The 20,024-nt window shown below is 53.2% G+C and carries 14 protein-coding genes, 1 tRNA gene and 3 pseudogenes; 10 read left to right on the forward strand and 8 right to left on the reverse strand.

Features of this window, described 5'->3' with window-relative positions; genetic code table 11:
- The first annotated feature begins 12 nt into the window (after positions 1–12).
- Positions 13–576: a hypothetical protein gene (locus INT84_RS24255; protein WP_228066342.1), complete on the forward strand. Its 564-nt coding sequence runs from the start codon at positions 13–15 to the stop codon at positions 574–576.
- Positions 576–1,406 (forward strand): ATP F0F1 synthase synthase, encoded by an 831-nt coding sequence (locus tag INT84_RS18550; protein ID WP_194207976.1) that lies wholly within the window; start codon positions 576–578, stop codon positions 1,404–1,406. Before INT84_RS24255 ends, INT84_RS18550 begins: the two co-directional genes overlap by 1 nt.
- 256 nt (positions 1,407–1,662) lie before the next feature.
- Here the strand turns inward: INT84_RS18550 and INT84_RS18555 are convergent.
- A pseudogene (locus tag INT84_RS18555) lies at positions 1,663–1,959 on the reverse strand (transposase); the annotation flags it as partial.
- 77 nt (positions 1,960–2,036) lie between these two features.
- Here INT84_RS18555 and INT84_RS18560 point away from each other — a divergent pair.
- The 4 genes and pseudogenes from INT84_RS18560 to INT84_RS18575 form a co-directional block, all read left to right on the forward strand.
- Positions 2,037–2,689: pseudogene (locus INT84_RS18560) on the forward strand (transposase); the annotation flags it as partial.
- A 98-nt stretch (positions 2,690–2,787) separates the two neighbouring features.
- Positions 2,788–3,960, forward strand: a complete 1,173-nt coding sequence (gene istA, locus INT84_RS18565; RefSeq protein WP_194207977.1) for an IS21 family transposase — start codon at positions 2,788–2,790, stop codon at positions 3,958–3,960.
- Entirely contained in the window at positions 3,960–4,757 is a 798-nt protein-coding gene (gene istB / locus INT84_RS18570; protein WP_194208095.1) for an IS21-like element helper ATPase IstB, read from the forward strand. Before istA ends, istB begins: the two co-directional genes overlap by 1 nt.
- Positions 4,758–4,816: 59 nt before the next feature.
- Positions 4,817–5,278 (forward strand): annotated as a pseudogene (locus INT84_RS18575) (integrase core domain-containing protein); the annotation flags it as partial.
- 77 nt (positions 5,279–5,355) lie between these two features.
- Here the strand turns inward: INT84_RS18575 and INT84_RS18580 are convergent.
- From INT84_RS18580 to INT84_RS18595, 4 genes are all read right to left on the reverse strand, one after another.
- Positions 5,356–6,069, reverse strand: coding sequence for a hypothetical protein (locus INT84_RS18580; RefSeq protein ID WP_194207978.1), 714 nt, complete (start codon positions 6,067–6,069; stop codon positions 5,356–5,358).
- A complete protein-coding gene (locus INT84_RS18585) occupies positions 6,062–7,249 on the reverse strand; it encodes an AAA family ATPase (protein WP_194207979.1) in 1,188 nt (395 codons plus the stop codon). Before INT84_RS18585 ends, INT84_RS18580 begins: the two co-directional genes overlap by 8 nt.
- 383 nt (positions 7,250–7,632) lie before the next feature.
- On the reverse strand, positions 7,633–8,904 hold the full coding sequence (locus INT84_RS18590; RefSeq protein ID WP_194207980.1) for an integrase arm-type DNA-binding domain-containing protein: 1,272 nt from the start codon (positions 8,902–8,904) through the stop codon (positions 7,633–7,635).
- 199 nt (positions 8,905–9,103) lie between these two features.
- A tRNA-Leu gene (locus tag INT84_RS18595) sits at positions 9,104–9,188 on the reverse strand.
- Between the two features lie 211 nt (positions 9,189–9,399).
- On the opposite strand from INT84_RS18595, the gene INT84_RS18600 reads away from it, so the two are divergent.
- Positions 9,400–10,419, forward strand: coding sequence for an NAD(P)-dependent alcohol dehydrogenase (locus tag INT84_RS18600; RefSeq protein WP_176919523.1), 1,020 nt, complete (start codon positions 9,400–9,402; stop codon positions 10,417–10,419).
- 233 nt (positions 10,420–10,652) lie between these two features.
- On the opposite strand, the gene INT84_RS18605 is transcribed toward INT84_RS18600, so the two are convergent.
- The 3 genes from INT84_RS18605 to lptF all read right to left on the reverse strand — a co-directional run bounded on the left by INT84_RS18605 (position 10,653) and on the right by lptF (position 14,583).
- Positions 10,653–12,293, reverse strand: a complete 1,641-nt coding sequence (locus tag INT84_RS18605; protein WP_194207981.1) for a dihydroxyacetone kinase subunit DhaK — start codon at positions 12,291–12,293, stop codon at positions 10,653–10,655.
- 107 nt (positions 12,294–12,400) lie between these two features.
- Complete coding sequence (gene lptG, locus INT84_RS18610; RefSeq protein WP_194207982.1) at positions 12,401–13,483, reverse strand: LPS export ABC transporter permease LptG; 1,083 nt, start codon at positions 13,481–13,483, stop codon at positions 12,401–12,403.
- On the reverse strand, positions 13,483–14,583 hold the full coding sequence (gene lptF, locus INT84_RS18615; protein WP_194207983.1) for an LPS export ABC transporter permease LptF: 1,101 nt from the start codon (positions 14,581–14,583) through the stop codon (positions 13,483–13,485). Before lptF ends, lptG begins: the two co-directional genes overlap by 1 nt.
- A gap of 264 nt (positions 14,584–14,847) precedes the next feature.
- On the opposite strand from lptF, the gene pepA reads away from it, so the two are divergent.
- From pepA to INT84_RS18630, 3 genes are all read left to right on the forward strand, one after another.
- Positions 14,848–16,359 carry a leucyl aminopeptidase gene (gene pepA / locus INT84_RS18620; protein ID WP_194207984.1) on the forward strand — a complete coding sequence of 504 codons (1,512 nt, stop codon included), beginning with the start codon at positions 14,848–14,850 and terminating at the stop codon, positions 16,357–16,359.
- A 246-nt stretch (positions 16,360–16,605) separates the two neighbouring features.
- The gene (gene holC / locus INT84_RS18625) at positions 16,606–17,049 is read left to right on the forward strand and encodes a DNA polymerase III subunit chi (protein ID WP_194207985.1); all 444 of its coding nucleotides are present in this window, start codon (positions 16,606–16,608) and stop codon (positions 17,047–17,049) included.
- The gene (locus tag INT84_RS18630; protein WP_194207986.1) at positions 17,049–19,904 is read left to right on the forward strand and encodes a valine--tRNA ligase; all 2,856 of its coding nucleotides are present in this window, start codon (positions 17,049–17,051) and stop codon (positions 19,902–19,904) included. The genes holC and INT84_RS18630 overlap by 1 nt, the downstream gene beginning before the upstream one ends.
- Positions 19,905–20,024 lie beyond the last annotated feature (120 nt).

Genomic DNA, 20,024 nt, shown 5'->3' on the forward strand with positions numbered 1-20,024 from the left:
CAGTAAAACATTATGATAATAAATTTCCTTTTTAGAGTTCTTTTAACATTTAACGCAACATCGTTGTTGGCTATAATTTTCTTTGTACAAAAGAAGTACACTCTTTATTACTTTTTCCAAGGGTTTGAACACAGTCATTGGTTGAGTTTATTACCACAAATGACATCATACGTTTTTTACATGCTAATCCCCATATTACTAACTTGGATTAGTTTGTTTTTAAGTTCCAGACTTGGCAAGGATGAGTTTAAAGAAGGCGAAGTAGTTTCTGTGGAGCATGCGAACAACTCATTTCTTCCAAGTTATCTTGGTTATTTCTTTGTGGCTTTAAGTATAACTAGTTGGTCTGCCTTATTTTTTGTTTATGCCGTTTTATTTATTTTTACCTTTATGTCTCAAGCATTATACTTTAACCCTTTATTTCTACTGTTTAGATATGAGTTTTATAACATTAAAAACAAGAGCGGCGCATCCATTTTTTTAATTAGTCGTCATAAATACAAAACCCCCAAAGAAATCAAGATCCCCGTTGCATTTAGAATAAACAACTATACATTTATCGAAAGGAAAAAATAATGAATAACATTTTTGCGAAAGTAAAAGGACCTCGTAAGAAACCTTTTTTTAAATTGGTATCAGACTACACTTTGTTTGACGCTTTAGATTTATCTACTCTTAGCCTCATTCCATATAACCCTGACCATAATCTTGATGAAGATTCATGGTTCAAAATTGAAAATTTTAGTCAGCAATCATTCTGCTTATCATGCATTAAGGATGAATTTGATTCTAAAGACTTCGACGATTTAACAAAAAAATATTTCACGAAGATTTCATATATATTCTCTCATCAGGATGAAGACTTTTATTTTCAGAAAATAACCCCATCCCTGTTTATCAAGAGAAAAACAATTGCTTTTGGTGAATCAGCAAAAATAGAAGAAAATGAAGGGCGGTTGATTGTTAATCATATACCTGATGCTGTATACCTAAAGGAAAGAAATATATTATTATTCAGAAATCTCGCCACAATTTCAAGTATATTTAAAGGTATCGATGTTCTGTACAAAGAAGCCACGGAAGAAGAAGTTAAGTCGTTTTTAAGTGAATCCTTCATTGTACTTTCAACTGACTATGATGTAGAAAAGGTATCAAAGCCAAACCGAAAGAGAATTGCATTAGCTATGGATACTCTTGCAGCGATGCCAGTGGAAGACAGAGGTGAGATGCTGAATTACATTAATGATTATTGTGCTGAAAAACTTAAATATGACACAACTGAGAGTAAATTCGAAGTATCATCAGAAGAAGAGTTAAAATATTTGCTGTATGGTATCGAACAAAGATTTTACACTACTAGATTTGGTAATGAAAAGAGATTAGCCAACTCAATACAAAGATTATAAAAGTGGTGTAATGGATACCTTAATCAACAGAATTTGTGGATTCTGAAGCTGAAGAAAATCTGTATAATCTTCGCTATTACCATTACAGTTTAGGTCGAGGCTAATCTAGGGAAGGTGAGAATAAGTTAGCTGTGTTTCCTTTATCTGTTTGCTAATTTATTTCAGAAGATGGTTTTGGCGATTTTTGATGAAATTTCCATCACTTTACGACCTGTCAGCACCATAAAGGCGTTATTTCCTCTGTTATCCCCCTATTTCAGACAGCTCTTTCCCGCTGGCGTATCAGCTGATCCACCCGGAACAGATTCGCCAGTGTGAATAACATGGCCATCTGGTTGTCGTTTTTCATCAGCCCCTTATATCGGGTTTTCACAAAACCAAACTGGCATTTGATGATCCGGAATGGATGCTCAACCCTGGCCCGGATAATGGCTTTCAGATATTCGATGTGGATAGTAAGTTTATTCTTACGTGGATGCTGTTTTAACTTTCTCAATTTTCCCGGTCGTTCAGCTATCAGCCAGTCAGCCCCCACTCCGGCAAGCTCCTCCTGTAAGTATCCCTGCAAAACGGACCATTCACATTTAGAGATCTTCCGGCATACTGATTATGTCCCCGGAGGAGATCGCCATGCGAAAAGCACGATTCACTGAACACCAGATCATCGCCGTTCTGAAGTCCGTCGAAGCCGGACGCACCGTCAAAGATGTCTGCCGCGAAGCGGGAATATCGGAGGCCTCGTACTACAACTGGAAAGCGAAGTTCGGCGGCATGGAAGCCTCTGATATCAAAAAGATGAAGGATCTTGAGGATGAAAACCGTCGACTGAAACAGATGTTTGCGGACCTGAGTCTCGAGTGTCGCGCCCTGAAAGACGTTATTGAAAAAAAGCTTTAAAACCAGCGATAAAGCGTGAGCTGGTCAGCTATCTGACCGCGCAGTTTGCCATGAGCTTACGTCAGGCATGCAGGACATTGTCGCTGAGCAGGACGGTATTTCGTTATCAGCCGGATACGCGACGTGATGAGCCGGTGATTATGGCGCTGACCGTGGCGGCTGAACGCTATCCGCGATACGGCTTTAAAAAGCTTTTTCAGGTGCTGCGCAGGCAGGGCAATACATGGAACCACAAACGCGTGCACCGGATTTACTGCCTGTTGAAACTGAATTTTCGCCGTAAGGGAAAACAGCGCCTGCCAGTGCGTAACCCGGCTCCGCTGGCGACGCCAGAGGCGATGAACCAGAGCTGGTCCATCGATTTTATGCACGATGCGCTGATGTGTTAGCGCCAATGATATAAGACTGTAATTCACCATTTGATTTGTCCGCTCCACCCAACATGTTGTTTCCTTGAGGTTCTCACACCAGAAAGGACATCAACATGTTGAGCAGAGAGGACTTTTACATGATAAAGCAAATGCGCAAGCAAGGTGCGTACATTGTCGATATTGCGACTCAGCTCGGTTGCTCTGAGCGTACCGTCAGACGGTATCTCAAATACCCTGAGCCACCGGCCAGAAAAACGCGCCACAAAATGGCCAAACTGAAGCCGTTCATGGACTACATCGACACACGTCTGGCTGAGAATGTCTGGAATGGCGAGGTCATCCTCGCAGAAATCAAAGCAATGGGTTACACCGGTGGGCGCTCCATGTTGCGCTATTACATCCAGCCCAAACGTAAAATGCGTCCGTCGAAGAAAACGGTCCGCTTCGAAACCCAGCCCGGTTACCAGTTGCAGCACGACTGGGGTGAAGTCGAAGTGGAGGTTGCCGGGCAGCGATGCAAAGTTAACTTCGCGGTTAACACGCTGGGGTTCTCCCGTCGCTCCCATGTCTTCGCCGCGCCAAAGCAGGATGCTGAACACACCTATGAGTCGCTGGTTCGCGCCTTCCGATACTTCGGTGGCAGTGTGAAAACCGTGCTGGTTGATAACCAGAAGGCGGCGGTGCTGAAAAATAACGACGGAAAAGTGGTGTTCAACTCCGGGTTCCTGTTGCTGGCCGACCACTATGACTTCCTGCCACGTGCCTGCCGTCCGCGCAGGGCCAGAACCAAAGGCAAGGTGGAACGAATGGTGAAATATCTTAAGGAGAACTTCTTCGTCCGGTACCGCAGGTTCGACAGCTTCGCCCATGTTAACCAACAACTGGATCAGTGGATGGCTGATGTGGCTGATAAACGGGAGCTTCGCCAGTTCAGACAGACGCCAGAACAACGCTTCGCGCTGGAACAGGAGCATCTGCAGCCGTTGCCGGATAAGGACTTCGATACCAGCTACTTCGACATCCGCCATGTGTCCTGGGACAGCTATATCGAGGTTGGCGGCAATCGTTACAGTGTTCCTGAAACCTTGTGCGGGCAGCCGGTCTCGATACGGATCTCACTGGATGATGAGTTGCGGGTCTACAGCAATGAGCAGTTGGTTGCATCACACCGGCTGTGTTCATCATCATCTGGCTGGCAAACGGTCCCGGAACACCATGCCCCGCTGTGGCAGCAGGTCAGCATGGTGGAACATCGTCCCCTGAGTGCCTATGAGGAGTTGCTGTGATGCATGAACTTGAAGCTCTGTTGAGCCGGTTAAAAATGGAGCACCTGGGCTACCACGTTGAAAGCTTGTTAGAACAGGCCGCTAAAAAAGAGCTGAACTACCGGGAGTTCCTGTGTATGGCGTTGCAGCAGGAATGGAACGGCAGACATCAGCGTGGAATGGAATCCCGGCTGAAACAGGCCCGCCTGCCCTGGGTCAAAACACTGGAGCAGTTCGACTTCAGCTTCCAGCCAGGTATCGATCGTAAGGTCGTCCGGGAGCTGTCCGGCCTGGCGTTCGTGGAGCGCTGTGAGAACGTAATCCTGCTGGGGCCACCTGGAGTGGGTAAAACCCATCTGGCTGTGGCCCTCGGCGTGAAAGCAGCAGATGCGGGCCATCGGGTGTTGTTCATGCCGCTGGACAGGCTGGTAGCTACGCTGATGAAAGCGAAGCAGGAAAACCGGCTGGAGCGTCAGCTACAACAACTAAGTTATGCGCGAGTGTTGATCCTGGACGAAATAGGCTATCTGCCGATGAACAGAGAGGAAGCCAGTCTGTTCTTCCGCCTGCTGAACCGGCGGTATGAAAAAGCGAGCATTATCCTGACCTCAAACAAAGGCTTCGCCGACTGGGGAGAGATGTTCGGCGATAACGTACTGGCAACGGCGATCCTAGATCGGTTGCTGCACCACTCAACCACAGTCAATATAAAAGGAGAAAGTTACCGGTTGAAGGAAAAACGCAAAGCCGGGGTGCTGGCCAAAAACGCAACGCCAATCAGTGATGATGAAATGGCGGAAAGCGGACAACAGAAGTGATCAAATAGCGGACATTAAAAATGGCGAAAAGCGGCCATAAATCCTAGTGTTGACAGATGTGCGGCAGGCGCTTCAGGACCTTCAACGTGGTGGATGATTTTAACCGCGAAGCACTGGCGATCGAAATTGACCTGAATATCCCGGCGCAGCGGGTCGTGAGAGTGCTGGACAGGATCGTGTTAAACCGCGGATATCCGCTGAAAATGCGGATGGATAACGGTCCGGAGCTGATCTCGCTGACGCTGGCACAATGGGCAGAAGAACATGGGGTGATGCTGGAATTTATCAGGCCCGGCAAGCCCACGCAGAATGCCTTTATCGAACGGTTCAACCGTACGTACAGGACAGAAATACTGGATTTTTATCTGTTCAGAACACTGAATGAAGCACGGGAAATTACAGAGCGCTGGCTGGCTGAATATAACAGCGAGCGCCCTCATGAATCCCTGAATAACCTGACACCGGAAGAATACCGGCTGATAACTGAAAACCCGGAAATCTCAAAAAGTGCGTGGAACTAAAACGGGTGTACTTACAGCATGAATAGCTTGTAATTTTAGACCCAGAACTTAGAGATATATGAACATTTTTGATTAATTTAAGGTGGGGTGGCATTTACCATGTCTGTTTCAAATATCGCTGCTTGTGAACATTTTTCTTTCACATGAGCCCAGCGAGCCGTAATAGCAGGAGAATTAGCTGTGTATGATGGCTCACTTTTATCAATTCTGAATTTTTTCTTTACGCCGCCACCAGCACCAGAAAGTTTATTTTCAGCGGATTTATCACACTCAATGTCCCCTCTCATCATTCGCTCACCTTCAGGAACCGTGGCAACCGCTAACCAGGTGCCTGAAGATTGGGCCGGTAAACACAGCACGGTGCGAGGTCCACGAGTCATCGGTAATAACCAACTTTCTAGGACTCTTGTTAGTGCGCGAACTGTATCGCTAACTGGGGGGCAGGGTTGGGCACAGGGTAACGCTCCCCAACCGTTTTCCACTGCAAAATTTGTGATTTGCTGTCCGTAATCGCTATATTTCTTTGTCGAAACATCCACATCAAGATGGATAATCAACATGTCATAAAGTTCAAGAAGGGGATGCTCATCAATGAGTCCATCGTGCAATTCGCGATATGCATTGCACCATTTCAAAACCCCGCCCCATCCGCCCCCCAGCTCTGATAGCACAGGTTCAGGTTGCAGCCATTTTAAAATAAAAGGCCGGGGCATAAATGCATCAAGTGCAGCTTTGATGATCGGATAATCGGTAGCCCCCTCGGCAACCAAAGCGATCTGTAAATCAGACATTCGGTACTGCTCCAAGATTGCCCATCAGCCATAATCTCGAAAGAGGATATTGGCTGTTTAATTTTCGAACGCCGTCTGTGAGTTCAATACGGCGTACTCGTGTTAATCCATTATTGTTCCTGTCAACAGCAAACAACCTTACATCCGGATTATCCAGATCTAATCCATCTAAGACAGCAGGATTATGTGCAGTGAAAAGTAATTGTTTCTCTTTATCGGATGCCAGTAACCATCCTGACAAACACTTAATGAGCCTTGTGAGCAATCTTGGGTTCAGCGCTTGATCTAGATTGTCAATAGAAAAGCAACGCGGAGAATTTTTTAGCAAACATAAACAGGCTGTGAAAAGGATATACAGCGCTCCTTCACTGGCATCATAGGCAGTTAATTCGCTACGACTGCTCATCATATATTTATCTGTAAACCTGAGAATATGTTTTGAGCGGGGTACACTTGGGGACAAAATTGAACTTGCTTGTGATGTAACATCAATATTATTGACCCAATCAATAAGTCCCAGAACCTCTGCCAGCAGTTGAGATCCATCGTCTTGATTGTTCAGTTGTTTGCGTAATGAATCAAAAGCTTCTGCCAACAAACCACCGTTAAGCCCCATTGGACTTCGACTCTGTTGGTCTGGTGCTATCCCTCGGAGGGAAGGGGTATTAGGTGTATAAATTGCGTAATTTTGCAATGTACTCATCAAACGACTTGCAGCGTTTTCTTCCTCAAGTTCAACGAGCTTAAGTGCCGCAAGACCCAGCTTGGGATTCAGGTTTTTCCTTCCACGGACACCTTGCGAAATGACATCGTGAAAGCCATCGCTGAGGTATTCCGTTTTGAAGGACCAGGCAGGTTCGGGAGTCTTTACCGGGTTCAGCAATGACACTCTGTAACATTCATTTGCATCACCAATGGCCTCAAGTCCGATGTGAGCAGGAGCACGTTCACTTTTAAAAGAACTTTTATAGAGTCCTGCGACCCCAGCTCTCACTCCACGACGGAGTAGACTTTCAGCATCAACAGAACCATTTGCTGCAGCACCAATGACCCCCAGAGCCTCAAGGATATTGCTCTTCCCAACGCCGTTCGCACCAATAAAACAATTCACCCTTCCTAATTCTATAGGTTGTTCAAGAATGAGCGATTTGAATCCAATTATGTTCAATCTGCGAATCATGTGTATGAACCTACATTTTACTTTTGATTAATCAGGAGGAGCCGCGACTCTTGTTGCCCATTGTGACAGGATAATGCTTAAAAGCATAAATTCCAGAGATTTATAATGATAATCTCTTGTGGTGTCGATACATAGTAAGGGCACAACATCAAAGCAGTCTGTCGCCACGCCTCCAGCGATACCACCTGCCGTCCTACCAATATTTCGCTCACTTACACGGTCAGAACCACATTGCGGGCATATCGTAGTCATTATATAATTCTCCTTAATTTCAGTTTGTTAGAAAGCAAAAAAGCATCCGAACATTAAAGTACGGATGCCTTCTTTATGTAATAACTCATGTTTACTCTACGGAGTTATGGGCCAACATATTGCAGCACGTATCATCTGGTCAGCATGGGGTTATTAATTTTCGCAAAATCAAACGGGCTGATAGTCTTCTCCCGGTTCGCATCCAGAAAATCCGCCCACCATTGCAGCATCAACTTGCGTTCATCCAGATGTTCCGCTTTATGGATATATGCTGCGCGTACCGAGTTACGTTCCATATGGCTCATCTGGCGCTCCACCGCATCCTTCGACCATAGCCCTGACTCAATTAACGAACTACAAGCCATTGTGCGGAAGCCGTGGCCGCAAACCTCAACTTTAGTGTCATAGCCCATCACCCGTAGCGCACTGTTTACCGTGTTCTCGCTCATAGGCTTACGCGGATCGTGATCGCCAATAAAAATGAGCTCGTGCTCTCCGCAAAACTGTTTTATCTGCTTCAGAATCGCCAGCGCCTGCTTTGAAAGCGGGACCAGATGAGGTGTACGCATCTTTGCTCCTCGCTGAGAATGTTTCACGCCGGGAATAGGCTCTCGCTCAGGCGGGATAGTCCATATTGACGTTTCAAAATCGATCTCTGACCAGCGAGCAAAGCGCAGCTCACTGGAGCGAATAAAGATAAGCAAAGTGAGCTCAGTTGCCCAGCGGGTTAGCGGCCTGCCGGTATAGCCGTCTATTTTCTCAAGTAACTCAGGGATACGCTTTAATTCCAGCGCCGGGCGATGTTGTCGATTGCCAGAGGCGACGGCTCCAGCCATCTCCTGCGCTGGGTTGTAATCAATCAGGCCGCTTTGCACTGCATAACGCATGATGGCCGTGGTACGCTGCTGGAGACGAGAAGCCACCTCAAGACGTCCAGACAGTTCCACCGCTTTAATGGGTGCCAGTAAGTCACGAGTGCCCAATTCAGCAATATTGCGAGTACCAATTGCCGGGAAGATATTGTCCTCCAGGCTCTTTTTTACGCGATTAGCATGATCTTCCGACCATTTTTGGTTAGTCGCAAGCCACTCTCTGGCAACCTTCTCGAAAGTAATAATCTCTTTAGCCTGCTCTTCTTTTAAAGCACGCTTATGCTCACGAGGATCAATGCCAGCAGCAACCAGCTTTCTGGCCTCTTCTCTCTTTTGTCTGGCATTAGCTAACGAGATTTCAGGATAGACGCCAAACGCCATCAAATGCTGTTTACCGCCAAAACGGAAACGAAATCGCCAATACTTTGAGCCGTTAGGTTTTACAAGTAAGGACATGCCGTCGCCGTCAACAAGTGAATACTCTTTCTCCTCAGGTTTCGCAGAACGAACTTTAGTATCCGTTAGGGCCATAATGGTCCTCCTTCCATTGGTATATCGTGAGTATACAAGCAATATCGAATCGACAAATATACTCATTAGTATACTCACAAGCTTGTTGATGTGGGTTGAGTTAGGTTGACTTCAGTTGAGGGAAAAAGCGGGTAAAGCCTTGTGTGGCGCGGATTTCGGACATAAAAAAGACGTCGATTGACGTCTATTTATGTAATTTTGGTGCCGAAGGCCGGACTCGAACCGGCACGTATTTCTACGGTTGATTTTGAATCAACTGCGTCTACCGATTTCGCCACTCCGGCACTGGAAGAGGTATGCGGAAAACGTTGTGGATTATACCTGTCATACGCAACCTTGCAAGCGGCAGCGTACATACGCCGCGCTAAGTGTCGAAAAAAACAGCGTAATCAACTCATTCCTAAAATAGCCCACTCCCCCCATGCCCTCTTCAGCCAAGCGCCCCCTCTTCCCATGCTCTACACTTCCCATTCAACACCACACGAGGGGTAAACCATGTCCACAATTAAAAGCTATGCCGCAAAAGAAGCCGGTAGCGATCTGGAATTGTACGAGTACGACGCGGGTGAACTAAAGGCGCAGGACGTCGAGGTGCAGGTGGATTACTGCGGGATCTGCCACTCGGATTTGTCGATGATCGATAACGAGTGGGGAATGTCGCACTATCCGCTGGTGGCCGGTCATGAGGTGATTGGTCGCGTGGTGGCGCTCGGCAGCGATGCGCAGGACAAGGGCCTGAAAGTGGGTCAGCGCGTGGGAGTTGGCTGGACGGCGCGTAGCTGCGGGCACTGCGATGCCTGTATCAGCGGCAATCAGATTAACTGTCTGGAAGGCGCGGTGCCGACCATTTTAAATCGTGGCGGTTTTGCCGATAAGCTGCGCGCGGACTGGCAGTGGGTTATTCCGCTGCCGGAGAGTATTGATATCGAGTCGGCGGGTCCGCTGCTGTGCGGCGGGATCACCGTGTTTAAGCCGCTGCTGATGCATCATGTGACGGCCACCAGCCGCGTCGGGGTGATTGGAATCGGCGGGCTGGGGCATATCGCCATTAAGCTGCTGCACGCGATGGGCTGCGAGGTGACGGCGTTCAGTTCGAACCCGGCGAAGGAGCAGGAAGTGCTGAAGATGGGCGCGGATAAGGTGGTGAACAGCCGCGATCCACAGGCGCTGAAGGCGCTGGCGGGTCAGTTCGATCTGATTATTAATACGGTGAACGTCGATCTGGACTGGCAGCCCTATTTTGAAGCGCTGGCGTATGGCGGTAATTTCCACACGGTGGGTGCGGTACTGAAGCCGCTGCCGGTACCGGCGTTTACCCTGATTGGCGGGGACCGCAGTATCTCCGGGTCGGCGACGGGTACGCCGTATGAACTGCGTAAGCTGATGAAGTTTGCCGGTCGGGCGAAGGTTGCGCCGACGACCGAGGAGTTCCCGATGTCGCAGATTAACGAAGCGCTGAAGCACGTGCGCGAGGGGAAAGCCCGTTATCGCGTGGTATTGAAGGCGGATTTTTAAGGGCAAGGCTCAGGCTTTGGGCGCTTAAATGCCGGACGGCGCTACGCTTGCACCGGCCTACGATCTGAAATGTCGGGCGTTGACTCTGGCGTTGTGAATGCCGGGCGGCGCTGCGCTTGCACCGGCCTACGGTCTGAAATGTCGGGCGTTGCGCTACGCTTGCACCGGCCTACAGCCTGGAGTGGTTGAGCGAGCGCGATTAACTGGCCGGGGTAAATGCCCCGGCCTTTTTATTAGCCTTTTACCAGCGCGGCAAAGACCTCGGCGACCGCGACGGCACCGGGGTCGGTGACGCCGTCGAGGTTCTGGCTGTTGACGTAGGATGAGCGTCCTGCGCCCGCCTTCTGCATTGTTGCGGTATTGTCAGCGCCCTGCTGCGCGGCTTTGGCGGCGGTTTGAATATCGCCTTTGCGCAGCGCGTCCAGCGCCGGTTGCAGGGCGTCGATCAACGTTCGGTCGCCCAAATCGGCTCCGCCGTAGTGTTTCATCTGTTTCAGTCCGGTGAGCAGCGCCTCCGGCAGCGCGGTGCCATCCTGTACTGCCTGCCCGGCGGCGGTGAAGAAGATCGACATCAGTACGCCGCTGGAGCCGCCCATCACCGTGGCCAGCCGCTCGCCGACCAGTAGCAGAAGCTGGGCGGGATTGTTGAGCGGCAGTTTGCCCTGTTCAAGCAACTGCGCGATGTCGCGCGCGCCTTCGGCGAAGGTAGAGCCGGTGTCGCCGTCGCCCACTTTGGCATCCAGCGCGTTAAGGCGGTTCTCAAGGTCGATCAGCGTCCGGGTGGCGGTGGCAACGAGCTGTTTTACTCGTGGGTGGTCCGACGGCTCGGCCTCCACGCTGTCATAAATTTTGGTATGCGGCGCGGTTTTTAACGGTGCGAAGGCCACCGGTTTTTGCCAGCCGACGGTCTCGACGCTGGCGTTGAGCGCCTGTTCAAAGTGCTCGTTAAGACGCAGCAGCGAGAGGGAGAAGCCTTTCATGTCCAGCGAGCTGACCAGCGGCGCGGGGCCGATCAGATACGCAATCTGATCTTTTAACGCCGAGTGCGCCAGCTCTCTGGTGAGCAGCGCCATCTCCAGCGCCGAGACGCCGCCGAGGTTGTTGATAAGGACGGCAAAGCGGCCCTCACCCGCCTGTTCGCGCAGCGGGGCGACCAGCGCGTCGATGATGGCTTTGCTGTTATGGGTGTCGAGGGTGGACGCGCCCGGTTCGCCGTGGATGCCCAGCCCCAGCTCGGCCTGGCCCGCCGGAATGCGGCCTTCTTCGTCGCCGCTGCCCGGCAGGTTGCAGGTCTGCATCGCCACGCCGAGGCTGTACAGGTTGTCGCTGGTCTCCTGCGCGATGTCACGCACTTCGCTCAGGCTTTTGCCCTGCTCGGCGGCGTAGCCCGCGATTTTATGCACCAGCGCTGTGCCGGCGATGCCGCGCGGCTGTTTATTGTCCGGCAGCGCGATATCGTCGGCGACGATCACCATCTCGACCTTCAGGCCGTAGCGTTTGGCTTTCTCGGCGGCGAGACCAAAGTTGAGACGGTCGCCGGTGTAGTTTTTGACGATCAGCAGGCAGCCGCGATCGCCGGTGACGGCGACGATGGCGTTCAGTACCGCATCGACGCTCGGCGAGGCGAAGAGGTCGCCGCAGACGGCGGCGGTGAGCATCCCTTTACCGACAAACCCGGCGTGGGCCGGTTCGTGGCCGGAGCCGCCACCGGAGATCACCGCCACGCGGCCTTTATCCCAGTCGGCGCGGGCGACAACGCGGATCGCCGGGTCGATGTCGAGGCGAACGAGGTTGGCGTGTGGAGCGGAGAGAACAATCCCTTCGATGGCGTCGTTGACCAGCTGTTTGCGGTCATTAAAAAAGAATCTGGACATAATTTCCCTGAAATAAGTGGAACACAGGGAAAGCATAGTTCGCGCAGCGGGATAAACCGAGAAAAGCAGAAAATCCCTTCATCCGCAGGCGGATGAAGGGAGAGGCGTCAGGCCCGTTTCATCATCAACAGCAGGCTGATGAGGAAAAACAGCGCGCTGGGCAGCAGTGCGCCGAGGATCGGCGGAATGTTATACACCAGCGTCAGCGGACCGAAGATCTGATCCAGCACGTAGAAGATAAAGCCGAAGCTGATGCCGGTGACTACCCGCACGCCCATTGGCACGCTACGCAGCGGACCGAAGATAAACGACAGCGCCATCAGCATCATCACCGCCACCGACAGCGGCTGGAAGATTTTACTCCACATCTTAAGCTGGTAGCGCCCCGCATCCTGGCCGCTCGACTGCAAGTAGCGGCTGTAGCTGTGCAGGCCGCTGATGGAGAGCGCGTCCGGCTCCAGCGCCACCACACCCAGTTTGTCCGGGGTAAGGTTAGTTTTCCAGGTGCTGGTGACGGTCTGGGTGCCGGTGATCTGTTTCGGATCTTTCAGGTTGGACTCGTCCACCTGCGACAGATTCCACTGCCCGCGGTCTTTGTCGAATTTAGCCGAGGCGGCGTAGCGCACCGACTGCAAGCGACGCTGGTCGTTAAACGCATAAATGCTCACGCCGCCCAGTTCATCGTCACCTTTGATGCGCTCAATGTAGACGAAATCGTCGCCGTCTTTCGCCCACAAGCCCTGCTGCGTTGACAGCAGCGAGCCGCCGTACATCGCCTGGGCGCGGTAGTTACGCGCCATCTGCTCGCCCTGCGGCGCGACCCACTCACCGATGGCCATCGTCAGCAAGACCAGCGGGATAGCGGTTTTCATTACCGACAGCGCCACCTGGAGGCGGGTGTAGCCGGAAGCCTGCATCACCACCAGCTCGCTGCGCTGCGCCAGCATCCCCAGCCCTAACAGCGCGCCAAGCAGCGCCGCCATCGGGAAGAAGGTCTGGATATCTTTCGGCACGCTGAGGATGGTAAACATCCCCGCACCCAGCGCGTCATAGCTCCCCTGCCCGGCTTTTTTTAGCTGGTCGACAAACTTGATGATGCCGGAGAGCGACACCAGCATGAACAACGTCATCATGATGGTGTTGAAAATGGTCTTGCCGATATAGCGGTCAAGTACGCCAAATGCCTGCATTATACCGCTCCTTTACGCGTGAAACCGGCACGCAGACGGCGCATCGGCACCGTATCCCACAGGTTCAGGGCGACGGCAACCGCAAAGTAAAGCAGGTTCACCGCCCACATCCAGATCATCGGGTCCAGCTTGCCTTTGCTGCCGTTGGATTTTAGCGAGGTCTGCACCAGGAAGAAAATCAGGTACAGCAGCATTGCCGGCAGCATCGACAGTACGCGTCCCTGACGCGGGTTGACCACGCTCAGCGGCACCACCATCAATGCCATAATGAACACGGTGGCCACCAGCGTGAAGCGCCAGTGTAGTTCGGCCCGCGCCCGGTCAGTATCAGTGTTCCACAGAGTACGCATGTTCATCTGATCGGTATCGTCAGGATCGAGCGTCACCGCCTGATGGCCGATAATCGCCTGGTAGTTCTGGAAATCGGTAATACGGAAGTCGCGCAGCATCGCGGTGCCTTCGAAGCGGGTGCCTTTGTTTAAGGTCACGCTCTGGGAGCCGTCTTTATGCTGGGCCATCTGGCCGGAGTCCGCGACCACGACAGAAGGACGCGCGTTGCCTTTTGGCCGCAACTGGGCGAGGAACACGTCGTGGAAGCTGTTGCCGCTGACGCTCTCAATAAACAGCACCGAGTTGCCGTCGGTGGCCTGCTGGAACTGGCCCTGCGCCAGCGCCGCCATGCCGGGGTTGGCTTTGGCATCCGCCAGCACTTCATCCTGATGCCGGGAGGACCACGGCCCCGCCCACATTACGTTCACCGCCGCGACGATGCCGGTGAACAGCGCGAGGATCAGCGCCGCCTTCACCAGCACAGCCTTGCTCAGGCCGCAGGCGTGCATTACCGTAATTTCACTTTCGGTATACAGTTTGCCCAGCGTCATCAGCAGCCCGAGGAACAGGCTGAGCGGCAGAATAAGCTGCGCCATCTCAGGCACGCCCAGCCCCAGCAGCGAGAGCACCAGGTTCGTTGGGATTTCGCCGTCAACCGCCGCGCCCAGAATTCGTACCAGTTTCTGACAGAAGAAGATCAGAAGCAGGATGAAAAGGATCGCCAGCTGGCTTTTGAGCGTCTCCCGCACCAGATATCTTATGATTATCACTTTAAATACGCCTGTAAAAACCCGTCTTTTTGCTGGAAAATCGCTTGTTTCATGGCTTAAACGTCATTTATGCTCTTGAGTCGTTGAAAACATCGCTAAGATAGTTTTACTTAGCAGTATGGTCGCTTCAGAAACGCTCTGAGGTGTTTAAACCGTCACAGTAAGATTATCACGAAGTCACCGCAACAGCGGACATGAGTTACGAAAGCTTGCAATTCTATCCGCAGCTTCCGCTGTTGTCTTTAAGATTCAGGAGCGTAGTGCATGGAGTTCAGTGTAAAAAGCGGTAGCCCGGAGAAACAGCGGAGCGCGTGTATCGTCGTGGGCGTCTTTGAACCGCGCCGCCTCTCCCCGATTGCCGAACAGCTCGATAAAATCAGCGACGGCTATATTAGCGCGTTGCTGCGTCGTGGCGAGCTGGAGGGTAAACCGGGGCAGACCTTGCTGCTTCATCATGTGCCGAACGTCCTGTCAGAGCGTATTCTGCTGATCGGCTGCGGCAAAGAGCGTGAGCTGGATGAGCGTCAGTATAAGCAGGTGATTCAGAAAACGATCAATACCCTTAACGACACCGGTTCGATGGAAGCGGTCTGCTTCCTGACCGAACTGCACGTCAAAGGGCGCAATAACTACTGGAAAGTGCGTCAGGCGGTGGAGACGGCGAAAGAGACGCTGTACACCTTTGATCAGCTCAAAACCACCAGGAGCGAGCCGCGTCGTCCGCTGCGTAAGCTGGTGTTCAACGTGCCGACCCGCCGAGAGCTGACCAGCGGCGAGCGCGCCATCCAGCACGGTCTGGCGATTGCCGCCGGGATCAAGGCCGCGAAAGATCTCGGCAATATGCCGCCGAATATCTGTAACGCTGCCTACCTCGCCTCTCAGGCGCGCCAGCTGGCAGACAGCTACAGCAAAAACGTCATTACTCGCGTGATTGGCGAGCAGCAGATGAAAGAGCTGGGGATGCACTCCTATCTGGCGGTCGGCGCGGGCTCGCAGAACGAGTCGCTGATGTCGGTGATCGAGTACAAAGGCGATACCTCCGAAGACGCACGTCCGATTGTGCTGGTGGGCAAAGGGCTGACCTTTGACTCCGGCGGTATCTCCATCAAGCCGTCCGAAGGGATGGACGAGATGAAGTATGACATGTGCGGCGCGGCGGCGGTGTACGGCGTGATGCGGATGGTGGCGGAACTTCAGCTTCCGATTAACGTCATCGGTGTGCTGGCGGGCTGTGAAAATATGCCTGGCGGCCGCGCGTATCGTCCGGGTGACGTGCTGACCACCATGTCCGGTCAGACGGTTGAGGTGCTGAATACTGACGCCGAAGGCCGTCTGGTGCTGTGCGACGTGCTGACCTATGTTGAGCGTTTCGAGCCGGAGACGGTGATTGACGTGGCGACGCTGACCGGTGCCTGCGTGATCGCCCTGGGCCACCATATTACCGGCCTGATGGCAAATCATAACCCGCTGGCGCACGAGCTGATCGGCGCGTCCGAACAGGCGGGCGATCGCGCATGGCGTCTGCCGCTAGCCGATGAGTTCCAGGATCAGCTGGAGTCCAATTTTGCGGATATGGCGAATATCGGCGGGCGTCCTGGTGGTGCTATCACCGCCGGTTGCTTCCTGGCGCGTTTTGCCCGTAAATATAACTGGGCGCACCTGGATATCGCCGGTACCGCCTGGCGCTCCGGCAAGGCCAAAGGGGCGACCGGACGTCCGGTGGCGCTGCTGTCGCAGTTCCTGTTGAATCGCGCCGGATTGAACGGCGACGAGTAATGCGCCATGCCGGGTGGCGGCTTCGCCTTACCCGGCCTACAAACGGCAGCAAATCGTAGGCCGGGTAAGCGCAGCGCCACCCGGCATTAAGGCAACAAATCCCAGGCCGGGTAAGCGCAGCGCCACCCGGCATTAAAGGCACCAAATCCCAGGCCGGGTAAGCGCAGCGCCACCCGGCATTAAAAGCACCAAACCCAGGCCGGGCTACCCGGCCTTCACCGGTAACGTCATCACAAGAAGCCCTATATGAAAAACGCAACGTTCTACCTTCTGGACAACGACACCACTACCGACGGCCTGAGCGCCGTGGAACAACTGGTGTGTGAAATTGCCGCAGAACGTTGGCGCAACGGCAAACGCGTGCTGATCGCCTGCGAAGATGAGCAACAGGCGATCCGCCTCGATGAAGCGCTGTGGGCGCGCCCGGCGGAGAGCTTTGTGCCGCATAATCTGGCAGGCGAAGGTCCGCGCGGCGGCGCGCCGGTGGAGATCGCCTGGCCGCAGAAGCGTAACAGCAGTCCGCGCGATATCCTCATCAGCCTGCGGACAAACTTCGCAGATTTTGCCACCGCTTTCACAGAAGTGGTAGACTTCGTCCCTTATGAAGACTCTTTGAAACAACTGGCACGCGAACGCTACAAAGCCTACCGCGTGGCTGGTTTTAACCTGAATACGGCAGCCTGGAAATAATGGAAAAGACATACAACCCGCAAGATATCGAACAGCCGCTTTACGAGCAGTGGGAAAAGCAGGGCTATTTCAAACCCAACGGTGATGAAAGCCAGGACAGCTTCTGCATCATGATCCCGCCGCCGAACGTCACCGGCAGCTTGCATATGGGTCATGCTTTCCAGCAAACCATCATGGATACCATGATCCGCTACCAGCGCATGCAGGGTAAAAACACCCTGTGGCAGGCGGGGACCGACCACGCGGGTATCGCGACTCAGATGGTGGTTGAGCGTAAAATCGCTGCCGAAGAGGGCAAAACCCGCCACGATTACGGTCGCGATGCCTTTATCGACAAAATCTGGCAGTGGAAAGCGGAATCCGGCGGCACGATTACCCGTCAGATGCGCCGTCTCGGCAACTCCGTGGACTGGGAGCGCGAGCGCTTCACCATGGACGAAGGTCTTTCCAATGCCGTGAAAGAAGTCTTTGTCCGCCTGTACAAAGAAGATCTGATTTATCGCGGTAAGCGTCTGGTCAACTGGGACCCGAAACTGCGTACCGCGATTTCTGACCTCGAAGTGGAAAACCGCGAGTCGAAAGGCTCAATGTGGCACATCCGCTATCCGCTGGCCGACGGCGCAAAAACCGCCGACGGTAAAGATTACCTGGTGGTCGCCACCACCCGTCCGGAAACCCTGCTTGGCGATACCGGCGTGGCCGTTAACCCGGAAGATCCGCGTTATAAAGATCTGATTGGCAAATTCGTGGTGCTGCCGCTGGTTAACCGTCGCATTCCGATTGTCGGCGACGAACACGCCGATATGGAAAAAGGCACCGGCTGCGTGAAAATCACCCCGGCGCACGACTTTAACGACTATGAAGTCGGCAAACGCCACCAGCTTCCGATGATTAACATTCTGACCTTTGACGGCGATATCCGTGAAAGCGCCCAGGTGTTCGATACCAAAGGCGAAGAGTCTGAGGTTTATGCCAGCGATATCCCGGCGGAGTTCCAGAAGCTGGAGCGCTTTGCCGCGCGTAAAGCGATGGTCGCCGCCGTTGACGCCCTCGGCCTGCTGGAAGAGATCAAACCGCACGACCTGACCGTCCCGTACGGCGACCGTGGCGGCGTGGTCATTGAACCAATGCTGACCGACCAGTGGTACGTCCGTGCCGATGTACTGGCGAAACCGGCGGTTGAAGCGGTTGAGAATGGCGATATTCAGTTCGTACCGAAACAGTACGAAAACATGTACTTCTCCTGGATGCGCGATATTCAGGACTGGTGTATCTCCCGTCAGCTGTGGTGGGGTCACCGCATCCCGGCATGGTATGACAACGAAGGCAACGTCTACGTTGGCCGCACCGAGGACGAAGTGCGTCAGGAAAACAGCCTGGGCGCGGACGTTGCGCTTCGTCAGGACGAAGACGTTCTGGACACCTGGTTCTCCTCCGCGCTGTGGACCTTCTCCACCCTCGGCTGGCCGGAAAATACCGACGCCCTGCGTCAGTTCCACCCGACCAGCGTGATGGTCTCCGGCTTTGACATCATCTTCTTCTGGATCGCCCGCATGATCATGATGACCATGCACTTTATCAAAGATGAAAACGGTAAGCCGCAAGTGCCGTTCCATACCGTCTATATGACCGGCCTGATCCGTGATGACGAAGGGCAGAAGATGTCCAAGTCCAAGGGCAACGTCATCGACCCGCTGGATATGGTTGACGGTATCTCCCTGGCGGATCTGCTGGAGAAACGTACCGGTAACATGATGCAGCCGCAGCTGGCGGACAAAATTCGCAAGCGCACCGAGAAGCAGTTCCCGAACGGCATCGAGCCGCACGGCACCGACGCCCTGCGCTTCACCCTGGCGGCGCTGGCCTCTACCGGTCGCGATATCAACTGGGATATGAAGCGTCTGGAAGGTTACCGTAACTTCTGTAACAAGCTGTGGAACGCCAGCCGTTTTGTGCTGATGAACACCGAAGATCAGGATTGCGGCTTCAACGGCGGCGAAATGACCCTGTCGCTGGCAGATCGCTGGATCCTGGCGGAGTTCAACCAGACCATCAAAGCCTACCGTGACGCGCTGGATAGCTACCGCTTCGACATCGCGGCGGGCATCCTGTATGAGTTCACCTGGAACCAGTTCTGCGACTGGTATCTGGAGCTGACCAAGCCGGTGATGAACGGCGGTTCTGAGTCTGAACTGCGCGGTACGCGTCACACGCTGGTAACCGTGCTGGAAGGTCTGCTGCGCCTGGCGCATCCGATCATCCCGTTCATTACCGAGACTATCTGGCAGCGCGTGAAAGTGATTTGCGGTAACACCGGCGACACTATCATGCTGCAACCGTTCCCGCAGTATGATGCGGCGCAGGTTGATGAAGCGGCGCTGGCCGATACCGAGTGGCTGAAGCAGGCGATCATCGCGGTGCGTAACATTCGTGCGGAGATGAATATCTCTCCGGGTAAACCGCTGGAACTGCTGCTGCGCGGCGCAAGCGCCGACGCGACCCGTCGCGTGAACGACAACCGCAGCTTCCTGCAAACCCTGGCGCGTCTGGAAAGCATTACCGTGCTGCCAGCTGATGATAAAGGTCCGGTTTCGGTCACTAAAATCATCGACGGTGCCGAGCTGCTGATCCCGATGGCGGGGCTTATCGACAAAGATGCCGAGCTGGCGCGTCTGGCGAAAGAAGTAGCGAAAGTCGAGGGTGAAGTGAGCCGTATCGAAGCCAAGCTGTCCAACGAAGGTTTTGTAGCGCGCGCGCCGGAAGCGGTGATTGCTAAAGAGCGTGAGAAGCTGGAAGGGTATGCCGAAGCGAAAGCGAAGCTGATTGAGCAGCAGGCGGTAATTAGCGCGCTGTAAGCCCGCTCTGCCTGGCGGCGCTTCGCTTGCGCGGGCCTACAGGCATAACACATTGATATCTTGGGTTTTGTAGGCCGGGTAAGCGAAGCGCCACCCGGCATGCTTCCCCGGATTAACGTT

This window comes from Superficieibacter sp. 1612_C1, from assembly GCF_015234305.1.
Taxonomy (GTDB): domain Bacteria; phylum Pseudomonadota; class Gammaproteobacteria; order Enterobacterales; family Enterobacteriaceae; genus Superficieibacter.